The 15,297-nt window shown below is 39.8% G+C and carries 24 protein-coding genes; 21 read left to right on the forward strand and 3 right to left on the reverse strand.

The annotated features are described in order from the left end of the window. The first annotated feature begins 28 nt into the window (after positions 1 to 28). Genes V8V91_RS24395 through V8V91_RS24415 form a run of 5 tightly spaced genes read left to right on the forward strand, consistent with a single transcriptional unit; the run spans position 29 to position 2,657 of the window. Entirely contained in the window at positions 29 to 976 is a 948-nt protein-coding gene (locus V8V91_RS24395) for a DivIVA domain-containing protein (RefSeq protein WP_373397654.1), read from the forward strand. After that, positions 976 to 1,341 carry a dihydroneopterin aldolase gene (folB, locus tag V8V91_RS24400; protein ID WP_373397655.1) on the forward strand — a complete coding sequence of 122 codons (366 nt, stop codon included), beginning with the start codon at positions 976 to 978 and terminating at the stop codon, positions 1,339 to 1,341. The genes V8V91_RS24395 and folB overlap by 1 nt, the downstream gene beginning before the upstream one ends. Continuing rightward, on the forward strand, positions 1,334 to 1,540 hold the full coding sequence (locus tag V8V91_RS24405; RefSeq protein ID WP_373397656.1) for a hypothetical protein: 207 nt from the start codon (positions 1,334 to 1,336) through the stop codon (positions 1,538 to 1,540). The genes folB and V8V91_RS24405 overlap by 8 nt, the downstream gene beginning before the upstream one ends. Next, positions 1,495 to 2,196, forward strand: a complete 702-nt coding sequence (locus V8V91_RS24410) for a ChaN family lipoprotein (protein ID WP_373397657.1) — start codon at positions 1,495 to 1,497, stop codon at positions 2,194 to 2,196. The genes V8V91_RS24405 and V8V91_RS24410 overlap by 46 nt, the downstream gene beginning before the upstream one ends. A 2-nt stretch (positions 2,197 to 2,198) precedes the next feature. Next, positions 2,199 to 2,657 carry a DUF4268 domain-containing protein gene (locus V8V91_RS24415; RefSeq protein ID WP_373397658.1) on the forward strand — a complete coding sequence of 153 codons (459 nt, stop codon included), beginning with the start codon at positions 2,199 to 2,201 and terminating at the stop codon, positions 2,655 to 2,657. Here V8V91_RS24415 and V8V91_RS24420 read toward each other — a convergent pair. From V8V91_RS24420 to V8V91_RS24430, 3 genes are read right to left on the reverse strand one after another with little or no spacing between them, the layout of a single operon-like run. Further along, positions 2,654 to 2,974: a DUF6265 family protein gene (locus tag V8V91_RS24420; RefSeq protein WP_373397659.1), complete on the reverse strand. Its 321-nt coding sequence runs from the start codon at positions 2,972 to 2,974 to the stop codon at positions 2,654 to 2,656. The genes V8V91_RS24415 and V8V91_RS24420 overlap by 4 nt on opposite strands. Further along, positions 2,962 to 3,147 (reverse strand): hypothetical protein, encoded by a 186-nt coding sequence (locus V8V91_RS24425; RefSeq protein WP_373397660.1) that lies wholly within the window; start codon positions 3,145 to 3,147, stop codon positions 2,962 to 2,964. The genes V8V91_RS24420 and V8V91_RS24425 overlap by 13 nt, the downstream gene beginning before the upstream one ends. 35 nt (positions 3,148 to 3,182) lie before the next feature. After that, positions 3,183 to 3,497: a HesB/IscA family protein gene (locus tag V8V91_RS24430; protein WP_373397661.1), complete on the reverse strand. Its 315-nt coding sequence runs from the start codon at positions 3,495 to 3,497 to the stop codon at positions 3,183 to 3,185. Positions 3,498 to 3,607: 110 nt separating this feature from the next. Here V8V91_RS24430 and V8V91_RS24435 point away from each other — a divergent pair, with 110 nt between their 5' ends. The 16 genes from V8V91_RS24435 to V8V91_RS24510 all read left to right on the forward strand — a co-directional run bounded on the left by V8V91_RS24435 (position 3,608) and on the right by V8V91_RS24510 (position 15,276). Next, positions 3,608 to 4,129: a hypothetical protein gene (locus V8V91_RS24435; protein ID WP_373397663.1), complete on the forward strand. Its 522-nt coding sequence runs from the start codon at positions 3,608 to 3,610 to the stop codon at positions 4,127 to 4,129. 3 nt (positions 4,130 to 4,132) lie between these two features. Further along, positions 4,133 to 4,426, forward strand: coding sequence for a hypothetical protein (locus V8V91_RS24440; protein WP_373397665.1), 294 nt, complete (start codon positions 4,133 to 4,135; stop codon positions 4,424 to 4,426). Beyond that, positions 4,417 to 4,545 (forward strand): DUF1232 domain-containing protein, encoded by a 129-nt coding sequence (locus tag V8V91_RS24445; protein ID WP_373400804.1) that lies wholly within the window; start codon positions 4,417 to 4,419, stop codon positions 4,543 to 4,545. The genes V8V91_RS24440 and V8V91_RS24445 overlap by 10 nt, the downstream gene beginning before the upstream one ends. Positions 4,546 to 4,612: 67 nt before the next feature. Further along, entirely contained in the window at positions 4,613 to 5,203 is a 591-nt protein-coding gene (locus V8V91_RS24450; protein WP_373397666.1) for a thioredoxin family protein, read from the forward strand. Further along, entirely contained in the window at positions 5,200 to 5,913 is a 714-nt protein-coding gene (locus tag V8V91_RS24455; protein ID WP_373397667.1) for an oxidoreductase, read from the forward strand. Before V8V91_RS24450 ends, V8V91_RS24455 begins: the two co-directional genes overlap by 4 nt. After that, a complete protein-coding gene (dtd, locus tag V8V91_RS24460; RefSeq protein ID WP_373397668.1) occupies positions 5,910 to 6,362 on the forward strand; it encodes a D-aminoacyl-tRNA deacylase in 453 nt (150 codons plus the stop codon). Before V8V91_RS24455 ends, dtd begins: the two co-directional genes overlap by 4 nt. A 46-nt stretch (positions 6,363 to 6,408) precedes the next feature. Continuing rightward, positions 6,409 to 7,665 carry an ATP-binding cassette domain-containing protein gene (locus V8V91_RS24465; protein WP_373397669.1) on the forward strand — a complete coding sequence of 419 codons (1,257 nt, stop codon included), beginning with the start codon at positions 6,409 to 6,411 and terminating at the stop codon, positions 7,663 to 7,665. After that, entirely contained in the window at positions 7,623 to 7,817 is a 195-nt protein-coding gene (locus V8V91_RS24470) for a hypothetical protein (RefSeq protein ID WP_373397670.1), read from the forward strand. Before V8V91_RS24465 ends, V8V91_RS24470 begins: the two co-directional genes overlap by 43 nt. A 146-nt stretch (positions 7,818 to 7,963) precedes the next feature. Next, on the forward strand, positions 7,964 to 9,010 hold the full coding sequence (locus V8V91_RS24475) for a hypothetical protein (RefSeq protein WP_373397671.1): 1,047 nt from the start codon (positions 7,964 to 7,966) through the stop codon (positions 9,008 to 9,010). Between the two features lie 107 nt (positions 9,011 to 9,117). Then, complete coding sequence (locus V8V91_RS24480; RefSeq protein ID WP_373397672.1) at positions 9,118 to 10,377, forward strand: Plug domain-containing protein; 1,260 nt, start codon at positions 9,118 to 9,120, stop codon at positions 10,375 to 10,377. Then, positions 10,350 to 10,646, forward strand: a complete 297-nt coding sequence (locus V8V91_RS24485; RefSeq protein ID WP_373397673.1) for a hypothetical protein — start codon at positions 10,350 to 10,352, stop codon at positions 10,644 to 10,646. Before V8V91_RS24480 ends, V8V91_RS24485 begins: the two co-directional genes overlap by 28 nt. A 361-nt stretch (positions 10,647 to 11,007) precedes the next feature. After that, positions 11,008 to 11,562 (forward strand): hypothetical protein, encoded by a 555-nt coding sequence (locus tag V8V91_RS24490; protein WP_373397674.1) that lies wholly within the window; start codon positions 11,008 to 11,010, stop codon positions 11,560 to 11,562. 50 nt (positions 11,563 to 11,612) lie between these two features. Beyond that, positions 11,613 to 11,945: a hypothetical protein gene (locus V8V91_RS24495; RefSeq protein WP_373397675.1), complete on the forward strand. Its 333-nt coding sequence runs from the start codon at positions 11,613 to 11,615 to the stop codon at positions 11,943 to 11,945. Continuing rightward, positions 11,942 to 13,375 (forward strand): FAD-dependent oxidoreductase, encoded by a 1,434-nt coding sequence (locus V8V91_RS24500; protein ID WP_373397677.1) that lies wholly within the window; start codon positions 11,942 to 11,944, stop codon positions 13,373 to 13,375. The genes V8V91_RS24495 and V8V91_RS24500 overlap by 4 nt, the downstream gene beginning before the upstream one ends. Next, positions 13,363 to 13,830, forward strand: coding sequence for a hypothetical protein (locus V8V91_RS24505; protein WP_373397678.1), 468 nt, complete (start codon positions 13,363 to 13,365; stop codon positions 13,828 to 13,830). The genes V8V91_RS24500 and V8V91_RS24505 overlap by 13 nt, the downstream gene beginning before the upstream one ends. Before the next feature lie 255 nt (positions 13,831 to 14,085). Next, positions 14,086 to 15,276 (forward strand): AMP-binding protein, encoded by a 1,191-nt coding sequence (locus V8V91_RS24510; protein ID WP_373397679.1) that lies wholly within the window; start codon positions 14,086 to 14,088, stop codon positions 15,274 to 15,276. The last annotated feature ends 21 nt before the right edge of the window (positions 15,277 to 15,297 follow it).

Genomic DNA, 15,297 nt, shown 5'->3' on the forward strand with positions numbered 1-15,297 from the left:
ACACCAGCCGCCATCAGGCAACAATCCTTTGAAACTGCATTTAGAGGTTTTGAAAAAGGAAGTTTCCCAGTTTTTAGAAGAAGTCAGCCAAGTTGTTGACCAGCTTCACCAGGAAAATATCGAATTAAAGTCCAAGCTTCAAAATACGGAAGCTGAAGCCAAAAGATTGAAAGATGTAGAGGATTCTTTATTCAGGACCTTGAAAACAGCAGAGGATACAGGTGCTTCTATTATTGAGGAGGCGAATGAAGCAGCTGATTTGATCATATCTGAAGCGAACGAACACTCGGAAAAGACGATTGCTGAGGCCAATGAATATGCTGAGAAAGCACAAGCTCATGCCCAGCAACAAGCGGCTGTCATTATCAGTGCAGCTGAAGCCAAAGCGAAAGAAACCATTGTTGAGCTTCGAGAAAGTATGCAAGGGCTTGTTCGATCCTACGATGGGTTGGTGGAACAACGCGAAGCACTGGTGAAAAGCTTGAGAAGAATTTCACAGGATATGTTGAATCAGATAGATCTTTCTGATGCACATTTCTCCAGGATTGATGCCAAAGCATACCAAAGAGCCATTGATGAATTGAGTAGATCCAATGCATTTACCTTTGCCAATATCGAGAACCTGGCTCCTGAAGAGGAAGAGGTTTTTACTCCCGAACCAGAAAATGAGGATCCAATTGCAGAAATGGAGGTCATAGAAGAAGATTTAGAATTGGAAATGCATGATGCTACACCCGATCTGAAAATGGATTTGGAGGAAGTTGATTCAGTCGTGGAAGAAGACCAAATCAAAGAGGCATCCATGGAGATAAAAGAGGATCCGATCCAGGAAGAAATAGATCAAATGGAAGAAGAAGAGCCTGCTGCCATCCAAAAGAAAGCAGAGGTAAAGCCTTCCTCCCTACCAGAAGAACAAGCGATTCCTAAAAAAGACACGGATAAAGGATCGGGATCATTTTTTGACCAATTTGACTAATGGGAAAAGTATCGTTGGAAGGGATAGAATTTCATGCTTATCATGGAGCATATCCTGAAGAAAATGTACTGGGAAATCGTTTTACCCTTGACTTGGAATTGGATACCGATTTCAAAAAGGCCATGCTTGAAGATGATTTGAAATCTACCATAGATTATACCAAGCTCTACAAATTGATCAAAGAGAGGATGGATGTCAAAGTCAAGTTACTGGAACATTTGGGACATTTAATCATTGAGGATATCCTAAGAGTGTATCCAGAAGTCAAGAAAATACAATTGACCTTAAAAAAACATCATCCATCTCTCGGCGGATTAGTTAAATATTCCGCTGTACAAATTAATTACCCTGAAGATTATGCGTAAAGTAGTTTTAATCACAGTCATTTTAGTTGCATCCTGTTTGACCTCTTTTGGTCAAGGGCAAGCCTATCAGTTTTTTTCCAATAAAGGCAAGAAGCTGGATTTCAAAGACGTGGTAAAGATGGCCAATAAAGCAGATGTAACATTTTTGGGGAATTGCATAACAATAGCCTTGCCCATTGGCTTCAATTACAATTACTGAAAGAAATGACGGCAAACAATCCGGAGCTGGTTTTGGCTGCGGAATTTTTTGAGCGTGATGATCAATTGAATATTGATGAATGGTTTGCCGGAAAAATGACTGAAAAGAATTTTGAGGCAGAGGCCAAATTATGGAATAATTATCAAACGGATTATCGCCCATTGATGAGGTTTGCCAAAGAGCATCACCTGCATTTCATAGCCAGTAATGTACCTAGGAAATATGCCTCATTAACGAGCAGATCCGGTATTTCAGTTTTGGATAGCTTAAATCAGGAAGCAAAAGGCTATATGGCTACTTTACCTTTTGAAATAGATATGACCATGCCCGGTTATGTGGCTATGAAAGATATGATGCATGGGGGACCGATGAATTCTGATTTTATGGTTCAGGCACAAGCCTTAAAGGATGCCACGATGGCGGAATCCTTGTTTTCCACCCTCTCTTCAGGCGATAAAATCCTCCATGTCAACGGTTCCTACCATTCCAAAGATGGAGAGGGGATTTTATGGTATTTGAATGCTCGTTTTCCAGACCTGGAGATCATCAATATCCATACAGTTACGCAAGATCAATTGGATTCTTTGAATGCGGATTATGAAAAGTCTGGTCAGATCATTCTGGTGTTACCCTCCGATAGTCACGAATCTTATTAAGTATGTATAGTCGGGCAGAAACCTCCCGAATCCGAAAAGAGTTTTGGATTTCTTTCGGTCAATATATGAAGCCTATTAGAGGAGCTTCGGGATTTAGGGTCAATTGGCCCAATTATAAAACCGGTGTCAAGGATATTTATTTCAGGATGAAGGCTGAACAAGGTTTTGCTTCTGTGGGTATAGAAATCTGTCATTCAGATGAAGAGCTTCAGGAATTATTCTTTGACCAATTTAAAGTCTTTAAAAAGTTGTTGACTGCGGAGTTGGGAGAAGAATGGGATTGGAAATTGTTGGTTGAGAATGAATTTGGTCAGCGAATATCCAAAATTGAAAAAGTGTTAAATGGAGTAAATGTCATGGATCAAGATGATTGGCCACCAATTATCTCCTTTCTAAAACCTAGAATCATTGCATTGGATGCTTTTTGGGATAACATCAAGCCCGGTTTTGAGGACTTTTAAAGTGATTTTTTGGTGTAATTAAATTCGACCAGCTGAGTTTCACCATTTTCAGAGATTTCCAGATATAAGACCATTTTATCCCCTTCACGTTTCATTGTGAACCCATGAAACCAGATGGTGTTTTCTTCTACCCCCACCAAAGGAAAAATGGTCCATTCATCTTTTTCCTCCCAACCCGAAAGATCCGGGTTGAAATGCTTGAGTTTTAGATAAAACGTATCTCCATCCTGGATCAAATTCATAAACTCACTAAAGATCAATTTGCCATCTTGCCAGAATCGAAACGTACCCACCATGGTTCCATCTATGGCAGGCATCCAGGTTTCGTCACATTCTCCCCTAATCCTGTACCGGACCAATAACCTACAACCCAGTCTAAGTCTTCAACCTTTCCAATTCCAGGTTCTTCACCTTCTTTCAAATGCTTGACTTGTGAAAAAATAGGAAATGCCAGCAGGCAGAAGAGAATAATTAAAAGAGGAGTTTTCATCAGCGATCATTTGCTGATGAATTTATTAAAAAAAATTAGAGATCGTGTCTTTTTGGGATATCCGGATTGATAAAGGTAAATCCCCTTGCTTCATCACCTTCGAAAAAATCAATCTGCATTCCCATCAAAAACATAAAATGTCTTTTTTCAATCAGCACAGGAATGCCTGCAATTTCAAATTGCTGATCATCTGATTTAGCTTTATCAAAACCTAATGCATAGGACATGCCTCCACAACCGCCACCTTTGACTCCTACTCTTAGGCTATAATCTGCAGGAATATTTTTGTGAGCTATGATGTTTTTGATCTCAGCTTCAGCTTTTTCTGTGATTTGGACAGGAATAATCATGTGAGTCAAATGTTTTTGGCGCGGAATTGGTTCGTTTTCGTTTCAAATTTACGATCTCTGAAGTTTTTTGACAGAAATTATTTATAGATATTCGAAGGAAATTGCCAACTATGGATTACGCGATAGATTTATTAAAAATTCTTTTACCTGCCGGAATTGTCCTTTATGGGATGTATTTGGTGGTGGTATCCTTTCTCTCCAAAGAAAGAGAGAAGATGATAGTGGAATTAAAAACCCAAAATTCACAAACCATTTTACCTATTCGCTTGCAAGCAGCTGAACGACTTTGCTTGTTGCTGGAAAGAATATCTCCGAATAACTTGGTCCGAAGATCAAATCCAGCCTCCCTCACAGCAAGTGAGCTTCATGCTCAATTGCTACATGAAGTGCGGGAAGAGTTTAACCATAACTTCTCTCAACAGGTATATTTCTCGGAACAGACTTGGGAAGCTGTAAAAAATGCCGTGGAAAACGTGAATACCCTGATCAATCAGAGCCGACAGTCCGTAGACAAAGAGGCAAGTGGAATGGATTTGGCAAAAGCGATTTTCACCCGGTCTTTAGAACAGAATAACGATGCAGTGAGCTATGCGTTGAAATTAGTAAAGTCGGAGATCAATATTTACTTTTAACCTATGACCACCCTTAAATCAAAAGCTACTGAAATGATTGACAAAGCCCGAAAGCTGTATGGAAAGCAGGTGGAGGTATTGGTCAAAAAAGAAGAGCAGGTTAAGGAGTTGATGTCTAATACCATTAAAAAAATCGGGAAAGTCGGTAAGGACTCCAGATTTGTAAAGTTGGTGATGCCGCTGGGAGTATTTATCAGAATGATCAAAGCCCATTTTTATGGTTCACATAAATTGGCGACCAGTACCTTGGGATTGCTGTTATTAGGCCTGGTCTATTTTGTTTCCCCATCGATTTAGTACCTGATTTTCTAGGATTTTTTGGATTTGCTGATGATTTGTCGGTGGTATTGGCCATTTATGCCAAGGTGAAAGATGAAATTGAAGAATTTTTGGAGTACGAGAGAACTCAAGCTTGATCAGAGCTGTTAGTTCCCAAATTCCAAAAGTATGCTTAACCCAACTACCCCAATAATTTCTGAGGAAATGGTCCAATCCGGGCTCACTTATGAAGAATATCGCCAACTGATTGATGAGCTTTTGGCAGAAGGGAAAACCACTGGAACCAATCATTCGGAAGCCAATATCAATTACACAAAAATGAATGTGGCGCGGATGAGACGGGTCGACAAGACTGCTAAAATTTCATCTGAGATGGAGTCTTTGATAAAAGGGATTCAGGAGCCACAAACCTGGTTGGTATTGACAGAGGCTTGGTGTGGAGATGCTTCCCAAAGTATTCCGTATTTTGCAAAATTGGCAGCCCTCAATCCGCTCATCAACTTGAAATTGGTTTTAAGAGATGAAAACCCTGAATTGATGGATCAATATTTGACCAATGGTGCGAGGTCTATTCCAAAGCTGATCGGTCTCTCTCAGGATTTGAATGAGGAACTATTTACCTGGGGGCCAAGACCTCAATATTTACAGGAACGATTGATTGCCTATAAAAAGGACCCTCAAGGATTGAGCTCGAAAGAGTTTTCCGAAGGAACGTATCTTTGGTATGCAAGAGATAGAAATCAGGCAATAGAACAAGAACTAAAAGAAGCTATTGCACAATATGTAACCTTATGAATATCGCTTTAATCTCAGGAACTTCAGGAATGGTTGGCATGCAGTTATTGCATCAACTGTTCAAAAAATATGACTTTGTCATCAGCGTAGGGAGAAGAAAGTTGGCCCTTAAACATGAGAAGTTAGTTCAGCTGGAGGGGGATTTGTTAAAAATCAATACCTGGGACTGGGAGCACCTTTTGATGTCAAGTTCTTTAGGCGGCGAGTATCAGCTGGTAAGAGAGGAGATACTTGAAAAGAAAGCAGAGATTCATGCGTTTTCAAGCCTAGGGACTACCATCAAAAAAGCAGGGTCCAAAGCTCGTTTTTACCAAATCGATCACGATATCGTGTTGGAATTTGCAACATGGGCAAAAAATCTAGGAGCCTCTAAATTTTTATATGTATCGGCTTTGAGTGCTGATCCCGAATCATCCGTTTTTTATAGTAAGGTAAAAGGAGAAGTGGAGCAGGATTTACAACAATTGGACTATTCATTTCTTGGAATTTTTAGACCCTCTTTGCTTCTTGGCAATCGAAATGAATTCAGGTTTGGAGAATGGTTTGCAACCATCGCCATGAAACCATTGGTTTGGCTTAAGGTCCTTAAAAATTATCGACCTATTTATGATTTTCAGGTAGCAAAAGCAATGGTATTGGTGGCCAATCAAGCCAGCTCCCAGAATGTGGAAATTATCAATTCGGGGCAAATGCAAGATCTAACAAAATGATAGTAGTCATACAGCGAGTTTCTGAAGCTTCCGTCAAAATTGAAGGAACAATAAAATCAGCAATTGGAACGGGGATGATGGTGTTGGTAGGGATTGAGAATGAAGACAACCAGGAGGATATTTCCTGGCTTTCCAGGAAAATCATCAACTTAAGGATTTTCCCTGATGAAAACGGAGTGATGAATAAAAGCCTGATAGAGGTCAATGGTGATCTATTATTGATTTCTCAATTCACGTTACATGCCAGTACTAAAAAAGGGAATAGACCCTCTTATATTAAAGCGGCAAGGCCAGAGGTAGCGATCCCTTTATATGAAAAACTCATTCAAACTTTGGAGTTTGATTTGGGTAAGAAAATTGGGACGGGTGAGTTTGGGGCTGATATGAAAGTTAGCTTGGTAAATGATGGGCCTGTCACCATTCAAATTGATAGCAAAAACAAAGTTTAATCCCTTCTTTTTATTTTTAGAAAAGTAACCTCTAACAAATACTATTTTGTCCGATTCTATCCTAACTATTCATGGAGCCACTGTTTTATACAAAGCTCAGCAGGCTTTTGAAAACTTAAGTTTTAACTGGAATACAGGTGAAAATTGGGCAGTGATTGGAGATTCCGGTTGGGAGTTGACCACCTTTATAGAAACCTTGAGGGGCAACACGGTGATTTCTAAAGGAGAGGTTCAAAGACCATTTGCCAAGGCCTATGTACAGGAAAAAACAGAAGCAGGGGAGGTACATAGTTTTAGGGACTTAATCGCCTATGTCTCCCAGAAGTACGAGTTTAAAAATCGCTCACATATCCAGAATTTTTATTTTCAACAACGGTTCAATTCTTCTGAATCTGAAGAAACTGCAACCGTAAGGGAATACCTTTTAGAAGTAACCCCTAAAGTCCTTGGACCCTGGACCCTGGAAAATGTGGCCAAACTTCTGAGACTAGAAGCCTTATTGGATAAGTCTTTATTGAAGCTTTCCAATGGAGAAACCAGGAGGCTGGCCATTGCCTTAGGCTTGATGCACCAGCCCCATATTTATTTGATGGATCAGCCAATGACAGGATTGGATGTGAGAAGCCGAGAGGAGTTTGGGGCAATTATCCAAGAGATCAGCAAATCCGGTGTCCAGGTGTTGTTAACCACATCAGGGAATGAAATTCCGGATGGAATTACCCATGTAGCCAAAATCTCAAAATCAGGTTTAGCGGGAAGTTGGACCAAGGAGGATTACCACCAATGTGAAGGAAAGGAAACTAACATCCCTGCTTGGGATTGGGACTTACTTCAATCTCTTCTCCCACAGGATAGAGAATTGTTAAAGGCGCCAATAGTACTCCAGAATGTCCGTATTAAATATGGCGACAAAGTGATTCTAGAAGATGTCAACTGGGAGGTGAAAGCAGGGGAAAAATGGCTCTTGAAAGGAAAGAATGGCTCTGGAAAATCCACCTTGATCAGTTTGCTGATTGGAGAGAATCCCCAAGCCTATTCGCAGAATTTCTGGTTGTTTGGAAGAAAAAGAGGGACAGGAGAAAGTATCTGGGATGTGAAGCGGCCTACTGGTTTTGTCGCGCCCGAATTGAGCCGGTATTTCCCGGCCAATCAAACTTGCAGAAAAGTGATTTTGTCTGGTTTGTTTGATACCATGGGATTATTCAAAAAGTCAGCCCCGAGCAGGAGGAACTGGCCAATCAATGGATCAGGCTTTTCAATTTGGAACCCCTTCAGCATACAGTCATCCAGAGATTGTCCTTAGAACATCAACGATGGACCCTTTTGGCCAGAGCATTGATCAAACAACCCCAATTGTTGATTTTAGATGAGGCAAGTCAGGGGATGGATGAATTCCAAAGAAGACTTTTAAAGAGACCGTTCAAAGAGTTTGCGAAGGCTGTTCCATTTCCTTGATTTACGTCAGCCATTATGAAGAGGATGTGCCGGACGCAGTAGGGAAAGTCTTAGAATTGAGGTCCTAAAAATATTAATTTGGTTATTTTTTATTTTCCTAAAGCGATCATATTTTACCATCCTATTGAAAAACAGGAAGATCAGAAATGTTTAAAACCAGCTTTTTTAAAAGAGGACAATTTAAACACACCCTTTGTTTTTTATTGGTCGGGTTATTCTTCCTAAGATCGTATGTGGCCTTTGGGCAGGAGTCCAGTCTAAGCTATCCTATTTCACTTGCCGAAAAAATATTTCTTACTACTGATAGGAGCATTTATCTAAACAATCAGACGCTTTGGGTGAATGCGATTGTTACCAAAGCATCAGATCATTCACCTAGTCAACTTAGCGGGGTTTTATATATTGAATTGATTGATTTCAATGAAATCATACTAGAAAGGAAAACGATAAAGTTGGAAAATGGATTGGGACAAGCATTTTTTGACCTATACCAGTCTTACTTGCCAGGGAGGTATTTACTAAGAGCCTACACCAAATGGAATGAAAATTTTGGGGCTGATTTTATCTCTGAAAAGTATGTGGATATTTATGCCTCCCAAGAAATTGGTAATAATGACCCCATTTATGATTTAACTTTAGTAGAAGAGGAATCAGGCAGCACCATCCTAGAGGCAATTTTTGACCCTGCTTCCATTGATAGTCTAGTCAAGGGAAAGTTGGATGTTTTTGTGAACATAGATGGATTAGCAGATTCTCTTAGTATTAAACCAGAAAATCAGCTCTATAAACTTTCTTATCCCATTTCTCCAAAAGACAAAGTGGTAAGTTTGAGAATCCGTACAGATAATGGTATGAGTTATACCAAAACTGTAGCATTAAAGGATGGGGTTTCAGAGGTTGAGTTTTTTCCAGAGAGCGGGAGTTTAGTTCATGGGATTTATTCTAGAGTGGCCTTTAATGCAAAGGATGTGAAAGGGAAAGGAATAAAAACCAAAGGTAAAGTTGTAGACCAAGAGGGAAACCTAATAACTACATTTGAAAGTACCGAGAGAGGGATTGGAAGCTTTTTATTGAAAGGGGATACTTCAAAAATATTCTTCGCCGAAATCCCTGTAGAAAATCAAGAAAGGGGGTACTCACCATCCAATTACCAGAAACAAAATTTAAAGGAGATGTACTGTTTGCCTATATAACGAATGATGAATTAAGGCTGGATATCAGTTCTTCTTATCATGATAATGATTGCAGCTTTGTTAGTTTATCCAGCAGGGGTGTAGAATATTTTTATGCTAGAGGAGTATTGTCAGAAGGGAAAATGTTTTTAAAATTCCCTCTTGATTCTATTCCAGAAGGTGTGTCCTCCTTAACGTTGTTCGATCAAGATAAAAAGGTCCTGGCTAGCCGTTACATTTTTAATCCAAAACCCCAGGATAGACTTCAACTAATGGCTAATACAGATTTAAAAAGTTACAGTCAGCGTCAATTGACAAAATTGAATGTTGCTGTTCTGGATTCAGAAGGCCGAAATAGGGATGCGACTTTATCTGTCAAAGTTCTGGATGAACAATTATATGCACTATACAAGAAGGAGCAACAGAGTTTAATAGCGAGAACCCTATTATTTAGTGACTTTAACTATTCCTTGGCAAACGAGGACTCATTGATTCAGCCCGAAAATGCGCTGGAGTTAGATACTTGGTTAATGACAAAGAGGCCAAGCGATTATAAATTTCATCAACTTGAGGTAGAAGGGCACGTAAGCCCTGAATATACTATTGGAGTTTCAGGAAGGGTAGAAGGTAATTTTCTAAGGAAAAAAGCGATAAATAGAATAGAAGTCACCCTAATGACTTTTGGGGAACAGGTCGGTGTTTTTCAGGAGCAAACTGATAGTTTGGGGCGCTTTAATTTCGTGCTTCCAGATATGTTTGGAACTGAAATAAATGCATTAGTCCAAACAGTAGATGAAAAGGGGCAAAAGAAAGATTTTTCAATTCTTCTTGATGATAAGGAGGTGCCACCTATTTCGTTTGATCAAAGAGAATCAATCGTGAGATTGGATAGCATCAAACGCAATGTAATTATCAAGGAGCAGAAAAAAGATACGGTGGATAGGGCTTTTAACCTTTCAAATAATTTCATCGAATTGGAAGAGTTTACGGTAGAAGATTATTTAATGACTCCGCAGAGACAGGAAGTGATGAATAGATTTGGAAGACCAACCAGCGTCGTGGATGGAGATGAAATTGAATCCAAAGAAGAAAAATGGTCTTATGGGCTTTATAGTATATTACTTTTTAATTATCCTGAATTGGTTTCAGTAACCAGGATTAATATAAATGGAGGTTTTTTACATGCCAAAGTAAATGGTGGAGGGCTCACGCTTGTGGTGGTCGATGGTATTCCTGTTATGAATTATGATTATCACCTGATTCAAAATATTGATCCCTCAGAAGTAAAAAGTTTTGAAATTATTAAAAATGCGAAAGGGTTTGCCAAGCTCTTTTGGAGGTTTTCCCTTGGGCAAATCCTTTGGCTGCTCCTCCAGTTGGAAGTGTAATTGCCATATACACTCATGCAGGAAAAGGCCTATTTGGGGCAAATGCCACTGAGGGAGTGATGAAAACCTCCTTACCTGTTTTTTCAGCGATGCGGGAATATGAACAGATGGATTACTCAACTCTAACTGAAGAACAATTGATTAAACCTGATCTCAGATCTTTGTTGTTTTGGAAAAACAATATTGAATTATCAAAGATGGAGCAGGAGGAATTGAGGTATTATAATTCTGATATCACAGGAAAAAATTCATTATTCTTGAAGCCTTAACTCCCAATGGAGAAGTCGGATTCAAGGAGTTGGAATATACCGTAGAATCTAAGTAATGGATTTTTAAATAAGATTTATTTTTACTTGTTATTACTTGGCTCTTCAACTAAAAACGAAAATTCACCTTGTTCGAATGGTAGATTTTTGACATAACAGAATCGCCTGATTATACCGGTCAACTAGATTATTTGTTTTTATTTTATTGATAAAGCCCAAGTACTAATTGAAAGAACTTCCAGCTATGAAATAGGTTTTATTTATCCCAAATATTAGTATCTTCCTTGTAGGTTGCAAAGAATCAGTTAGTTCCAACCTTACTTTTATTTATAAAAAGGATGGAGAGTCAAGTATTTTTAATGATATGAGGGAAAAAGATAAAGTTTCTAAGGAGTCAATTGAAAAATCAGAAAATAGGCGAGTACCATTGCGTCGTGCACCTGAGAATCGGGAAGACCATGATACATGGGTGTGGAAAGAATCAGGAAAATGTCCAATGTTCAGAGCTTCTGGGTTGGGTGGTGCAGAAAGGCCAGTAATAATTACAGGGCCAGAAGCCCGTCATTTAATGTATGACCGCAAACGAGCCAGTCGAGAAAAACATGGGATACTTTATCAGACATCGACTGACAGGCGTATGATTCCTGAAATCTATGCTGCAATAAGGAATCACGTGAAGGAGGAAAGACAAGTTGATGAAGTCAAACCAATTATTCAGGAACATATTTCTAGGTGGACTGTCAAACAACAATTGGATTTTCAAACCGCAGCCAGAGAATTATGCTTTGACATAGGTTGGTACAGTCAATTTGGAGAAGAAGCACCGCAGGGACTTGAGGCCAAGTTAGTATGGGATTTTCTCTATCATCCTGGTGTCCGTGAAAACGGTACTGGCTACAAAAACTTGTCTAAAAAATAAATGAAGGTATAGAGCGTGCCACTAGAGCTCGCAATAACAGCGGTTCATTTGTGGAGTACTACATTAAGGAAGAGATAGCAGGACGGCTTTCGCGGGAAGGGATGATCGATGCATTGATACACGGTTTAGGAACTACCGTTGCCCTAGTGAAATCATTTTGTGTTTTACTGGTGGAACTTTCAAGAACAAAAAATACAGCTACACAAGGAGATGCCGATTGGAGGCAAGAACTTTTGTCTGATGAAACCGCTCAACAAAAATTGATTACAGAAGCGTTTAATATGACACCTATTGTCCCGACTATGACCGTATCCCTTGATCAGTCGGATGAAAAATGTTGTCCTTATAAAATTAATGATGGTGAACTCCCCATAGTTCTTTGATTAAGTTTAGTGTTTACGGTGAAAATCATCACCCAAAATTTGACCCGGAAAGATGGAGCGATGATCCACTGGATCATCGTCAAATTAGTGCTACATTCGCTGGAACTCCTTTTAATGATGGAACTCTCGAAGAGGCTGGTGGATTACCAAAAGTAATTTATTGTCCTGCCAAAGCTCTTATGCAGGGATTTGCATTGGCCTTTCTACAAAACATTGTATCAAGCTTAAATTGGCAGATTCAAAACTTGCCAGGCCAAGCACCGCCTTTACCTTTATTGTTAGCCTATCCAATGGGCCTACGAGGCTATGCTTCCAAACGTGATGTATCATTACCAGTATCAGTTCCGATATCCCACTATACAACAAGAACGATTACGCCGGGATCAAAAGTGATTGTAGTTGGCGGAGGTATTGGTGGTTTAGTTGCAGCCTACGAGTTACAAAAACGAGGATGTAAAGTAACCGTTCTCGAAGCGGCTGGTGAAATTGGTGCAGGGAAGTGTGAATGTCTTGAAATTGATGGGTATTTATACAATGTAGGGGCACATATAGTCCGACTTGATGGTCATGTTAAAAATTTAGCAGAACAAGTTGGTATTGAGATTGAACCTTATACAGGAAAACATCAAAAATATAAAAGCGAATCTGGTACGAAAAAACAAACCGATAAGATTGAATTGATTGAATCAGAATCCCAAATCAAGGCCATTCTTGAACACATGGATACCCATAAGTTTGGGTTTGTTGGTTTGAATGACCATGCGGCAACTATTAGGCGGTGGCATAATCAGGCCAAACCACTAGTGGATCTTGTTTATCCACTATTCTATGGAGCTGGTTATGGTCAGGCAAAAAAAATGAGCGCGGCTTATTTAATGAGGTTTGCGGAGGCTTCCCAACATTCAATACAAAGTGATAATCAAACTGGTACACCAAAAGGAGGCTTTGGGGGCCTGTTACGAGCGCTGGCAAAAAATCTTGATATACGTTGTAATGCTAGAGTGGTCGCTGTTGATAGGACAGCAAATAAGATTACAGTAGAACTCGCTAATAAAACCCAATATGAAGGGGATCACTTATTTGTTGCCTGTAACAGGCCAAATGCATTTCTGAAAGGAGATGACCAAGAATCAGAATTACTTGATCAAATTCGGTATTTGCCTTATATGACAGGCATGATAAAAGCCGATGGGCTGAATAAGGATGGTTTCTGTGTTACTGATGATCCGGAAAAGCAATCACCAGTAGCCTCCTATACTTACTATCATCGGGACACAAACGTTTTAACTTGGTGGGGATATGCCAAACCAGGCCAGTCAGATAATGATTTCTTGGAGGCATCTCTACTAAAATTAAAATCAATGGGGGCTAATTTCCCTGATGGTGAGAAACCAATTTTTTACAGCGTTGGGACTATATGCCTCATGTAGCTCCTGGTGATTTCGCAGCGGGCTTTTACGACAAACTTGAATCAAGACAGGGATTAAATAGAACTTGGTTTGGTGGTGGGTTAACTGGTTTTGAGTTAACAGATTGTATTACAGGCTGGACTCAAGAATTTATTGAGCGTGTATGCCGAAACAATGATGCTGAAGAGCTTAGTTTAAATACTGAAGAAGAAACTAATTTTTCAAATGTTCCTTTGCCAAATGGTAAAAATGATATTCAAGGAATAAAAAATTGGTTTGAAGCTCTTGAAGCCAATTTCCCCACTATGCTTCATGCTTTTTCTCATCATGCCTCTGCAAATGGAAGCCGAGAAATGATTGTTTCTTTGGAGAAGGAAAGAAAAGCATGGTCATTTCAGGAGATGTGGGAATCATCAAGCGAAGTTGCGTCCCTCCTAGAAGCGTCAGGTTTGAAAAAGGGGATCGTGCTGTTTTAGTTTATCCGCCAGATAGCCTTCATTTTCCAATGGCTTTTTATGGTTGTTTGATGTTGGGTGTTATTGCAGTTCCCGTAGCGCCCCTATTCCCATTCAGGGAGATAAAGAGGGGATTGCTCGATTCAATCGGATTGTTGAGAATTCCGGAGCTGTGGCAGCTTTAACGGATTCAAAATATTTTGTTCTGGCGCAAGTTGATCGTCCCATTAAAGCAATTCGTAATATTTTTCGAGGAGAGAACTCAAAATCAGATTCTTGGCCAGCAGGATTACTGTGGGTAAGAACAGATACTGCCCGAAAGGGAGTGGTAAAAAAAGACCATTTCCGACCCCTGAAGATATTGCCTATGTCCAATATACCAGTGGGTCTACACAAGACCCAAAAGGGGTAGTGATTACTCATGGAATGCTCATTCACAATGCCATTATCTCATCTCGGGATTGTAGAGTCTTTCCACCTCAGCGTGGGCTTTGCTGGCTGCCTTGGTGGCACGACTTGATGCTGGTTATCGGCTTTTGTGTACCATCAATACTTGGTACTACAATTGTCTATTTTTCAGCAATGAAATGGATTTCACATCCTGAATTTTGGTTTAAGAGCTGTGCTGAAGAGCGAATTTCAAATACTGCAGCTCCAAATTTTGCACTAGAATTGATGGTTAAACGTGTTGATGTAAAAAGTTTAACCGGGGTAGACTTACATGACCTAACTATTTTTACCGGTGCTGAGCTTTGTCGCCCTGCAACTCACTCTAAATTTGTTGAACGGTTTGGGTCTTTAGGTTTTCGTTACTGGAATCTCAAGAACATAATGGGAATGGCTGAGTGTACATTATATCTATCAGGTGGCCAAAATGGAGATAGTCGTTATACCTCTTTTGATCAGAATTCCCTAAGTGGCGATGATAGGGTAATTGAAGTGCGGCCAGATCACCCCAATGCAAAAACTATTATTGCGTGTGGTCCTCCCATATCAACTGTTAATGGAACAAGTATGATAATAGCGGACCTTGAAACGGAGGAAGTAGTGCCTTCCGGAGTTGTGGGAGAATTATGGATTAAGGGCCCGTCTGTAGCAGATAGGCATATTAGACCTTCTGCCGATCATGCTAAAAAATTTGCTTCACATACAAAATCACCAGATAGTTATTCTTCATTTCTCAGGACCGGTGATCTAGCATTTATTTATGATAATATGGTTTATGTATGTGGGCGAGTCAAAGAATTGATTATTGTTGGTGGTAGAAATATCATTCCTATGGATATTGAAGACGCCGTTTCAAGTGCCCATCCAGCGATTAGAGCAGGTTGTATAGCAGCATTTGGAGTTGAATATGAGGGAAGTGAAGCTATTTGTGTTGTGGTTGAGGTACGAGAGAGCGTCTATAAAAAAAGAGGTGCTGAATCGGTGCTTGATCAAGTGGTTTTTCCATTACCCAGGCAGTAAGTAATGCCGTTGACGCTCGTT

Origin of the sequence: Algoriphagus halophilus (assembly GCF_041729275.1) — a bacterium.
In the GTDB taxonomy this organism is placed as follows: domain Bacteria; phylum Bacteroidota; class Bacteroidia; order Cytophagales; family Cyclobacteriaceae; genus Algoriphagus; species Algoriphagus halophilus_A.

What these genes read in the sequence shown, in the direction of transcription:
- folB (WP_373397655.1), top strand. Translation starts at nt 976, where the DNA reads ATGGGAAAAGTATCGTTGGAAGGGATAGAATTTCATGCTTATCATGGA.
- V8V91_RS24425 (WP_373397660.1), bottom strand. Translation starts at nt 3,147, where the DNA reads ATGAAAACTCCTCTTTTAATTATTCTCTTCTGCCTGCTGGCATTTCCT.
- V8V91_RS24455 (WP_373397667.1), top strand. Translation starts at nt 5,200, where the DNA reads ATGAATATCGCTTTAATCTCAGGAACTTCAGGAATGGTTGGCATGCAG.
- dtd (WP_373397668.1), top strand. Translation starts at nt 5,910, where the DNA reads ATGATAGTAGTCATACAGCGAGTTTCTGAAGCTTCCGTCAAAATTGAA.
- V8V91_RS24430 (WP_373397661.1), bottom strand. Translation starts at nt 3,497, where the DNA reads ATGATTATTCCTGTCCAAATCACAGAAAAAGCTGAAGCTGAGATCAAA.
- V8V91_RS24490 (WP_373397674.1), top strand. Translation starts at nt 11,008, where the DNA reads ATGAGGGAAAAAGATAAAGTTTCTAAGGAGTCAATTGAAAAATCAGAA.
- V8V91_RS24420 (WP_373397659.1), bottom strand. Translation starts at nt 2,974, where the DNA reads ATGCCTGCCATAGATGGAACCATGGTGGGTACGTTTCGATTCTGGCAA.
- V8V91_RS24505 (WP_373397678.1), top strand. Translation starts at nt 13,363, where the DNA reads ATGCCTCATGTAGCTCCTGGTGATTTCGCAGCGGGCTTTTACGACAAA.
- V8V91_RS24450 (WP_373397666.1), top strand. Translation starts at nt 4,613, where the DNA reads ATGGTCCAATCCGGGCTCACTTATGAAGAATATCGCCAACTGATTGAT.
- V8V91_RS24435 (WP_373397663.1), top strand. Translation starts at nt 3,608, where the DNA reads ATGGATTACGCGATAGATTTATTAAAAATTCTTTTACCTGCCGGAATT.
- V8V91_RS24475 (WP_373397671.1), top strand. Translation starts at nt 7,964, where the DNA reads ATGTTTAAAACCAGCTTTTTTAAAAGAGGACAATTTAAACACACCCTT.
- V8V91_RS24405 (WP_373397656.1), top strand. Translation starts at nt 1,334, where the DNA reads ATGCGTAAAGTAGTTTTAATCACAGTCATTTTAGTTGCATCCTGTTTG.
- V8V91_RS24415 (WP_373397658.1), top strand. Translation starts at nt 2,199, where the DNA reads ATGTATAGTCGGGCAGAAACCTCCCGAATCCGAAAAGAGTTTTGGATT.
- V8V91_RS24440 (WP_373397665.1), top strand. Translation starts at nt 4,133, where the DNA reads ATGACCACCCTTAAATCAAAAGCTACTGAAATGATTGACAAAGCCCGA.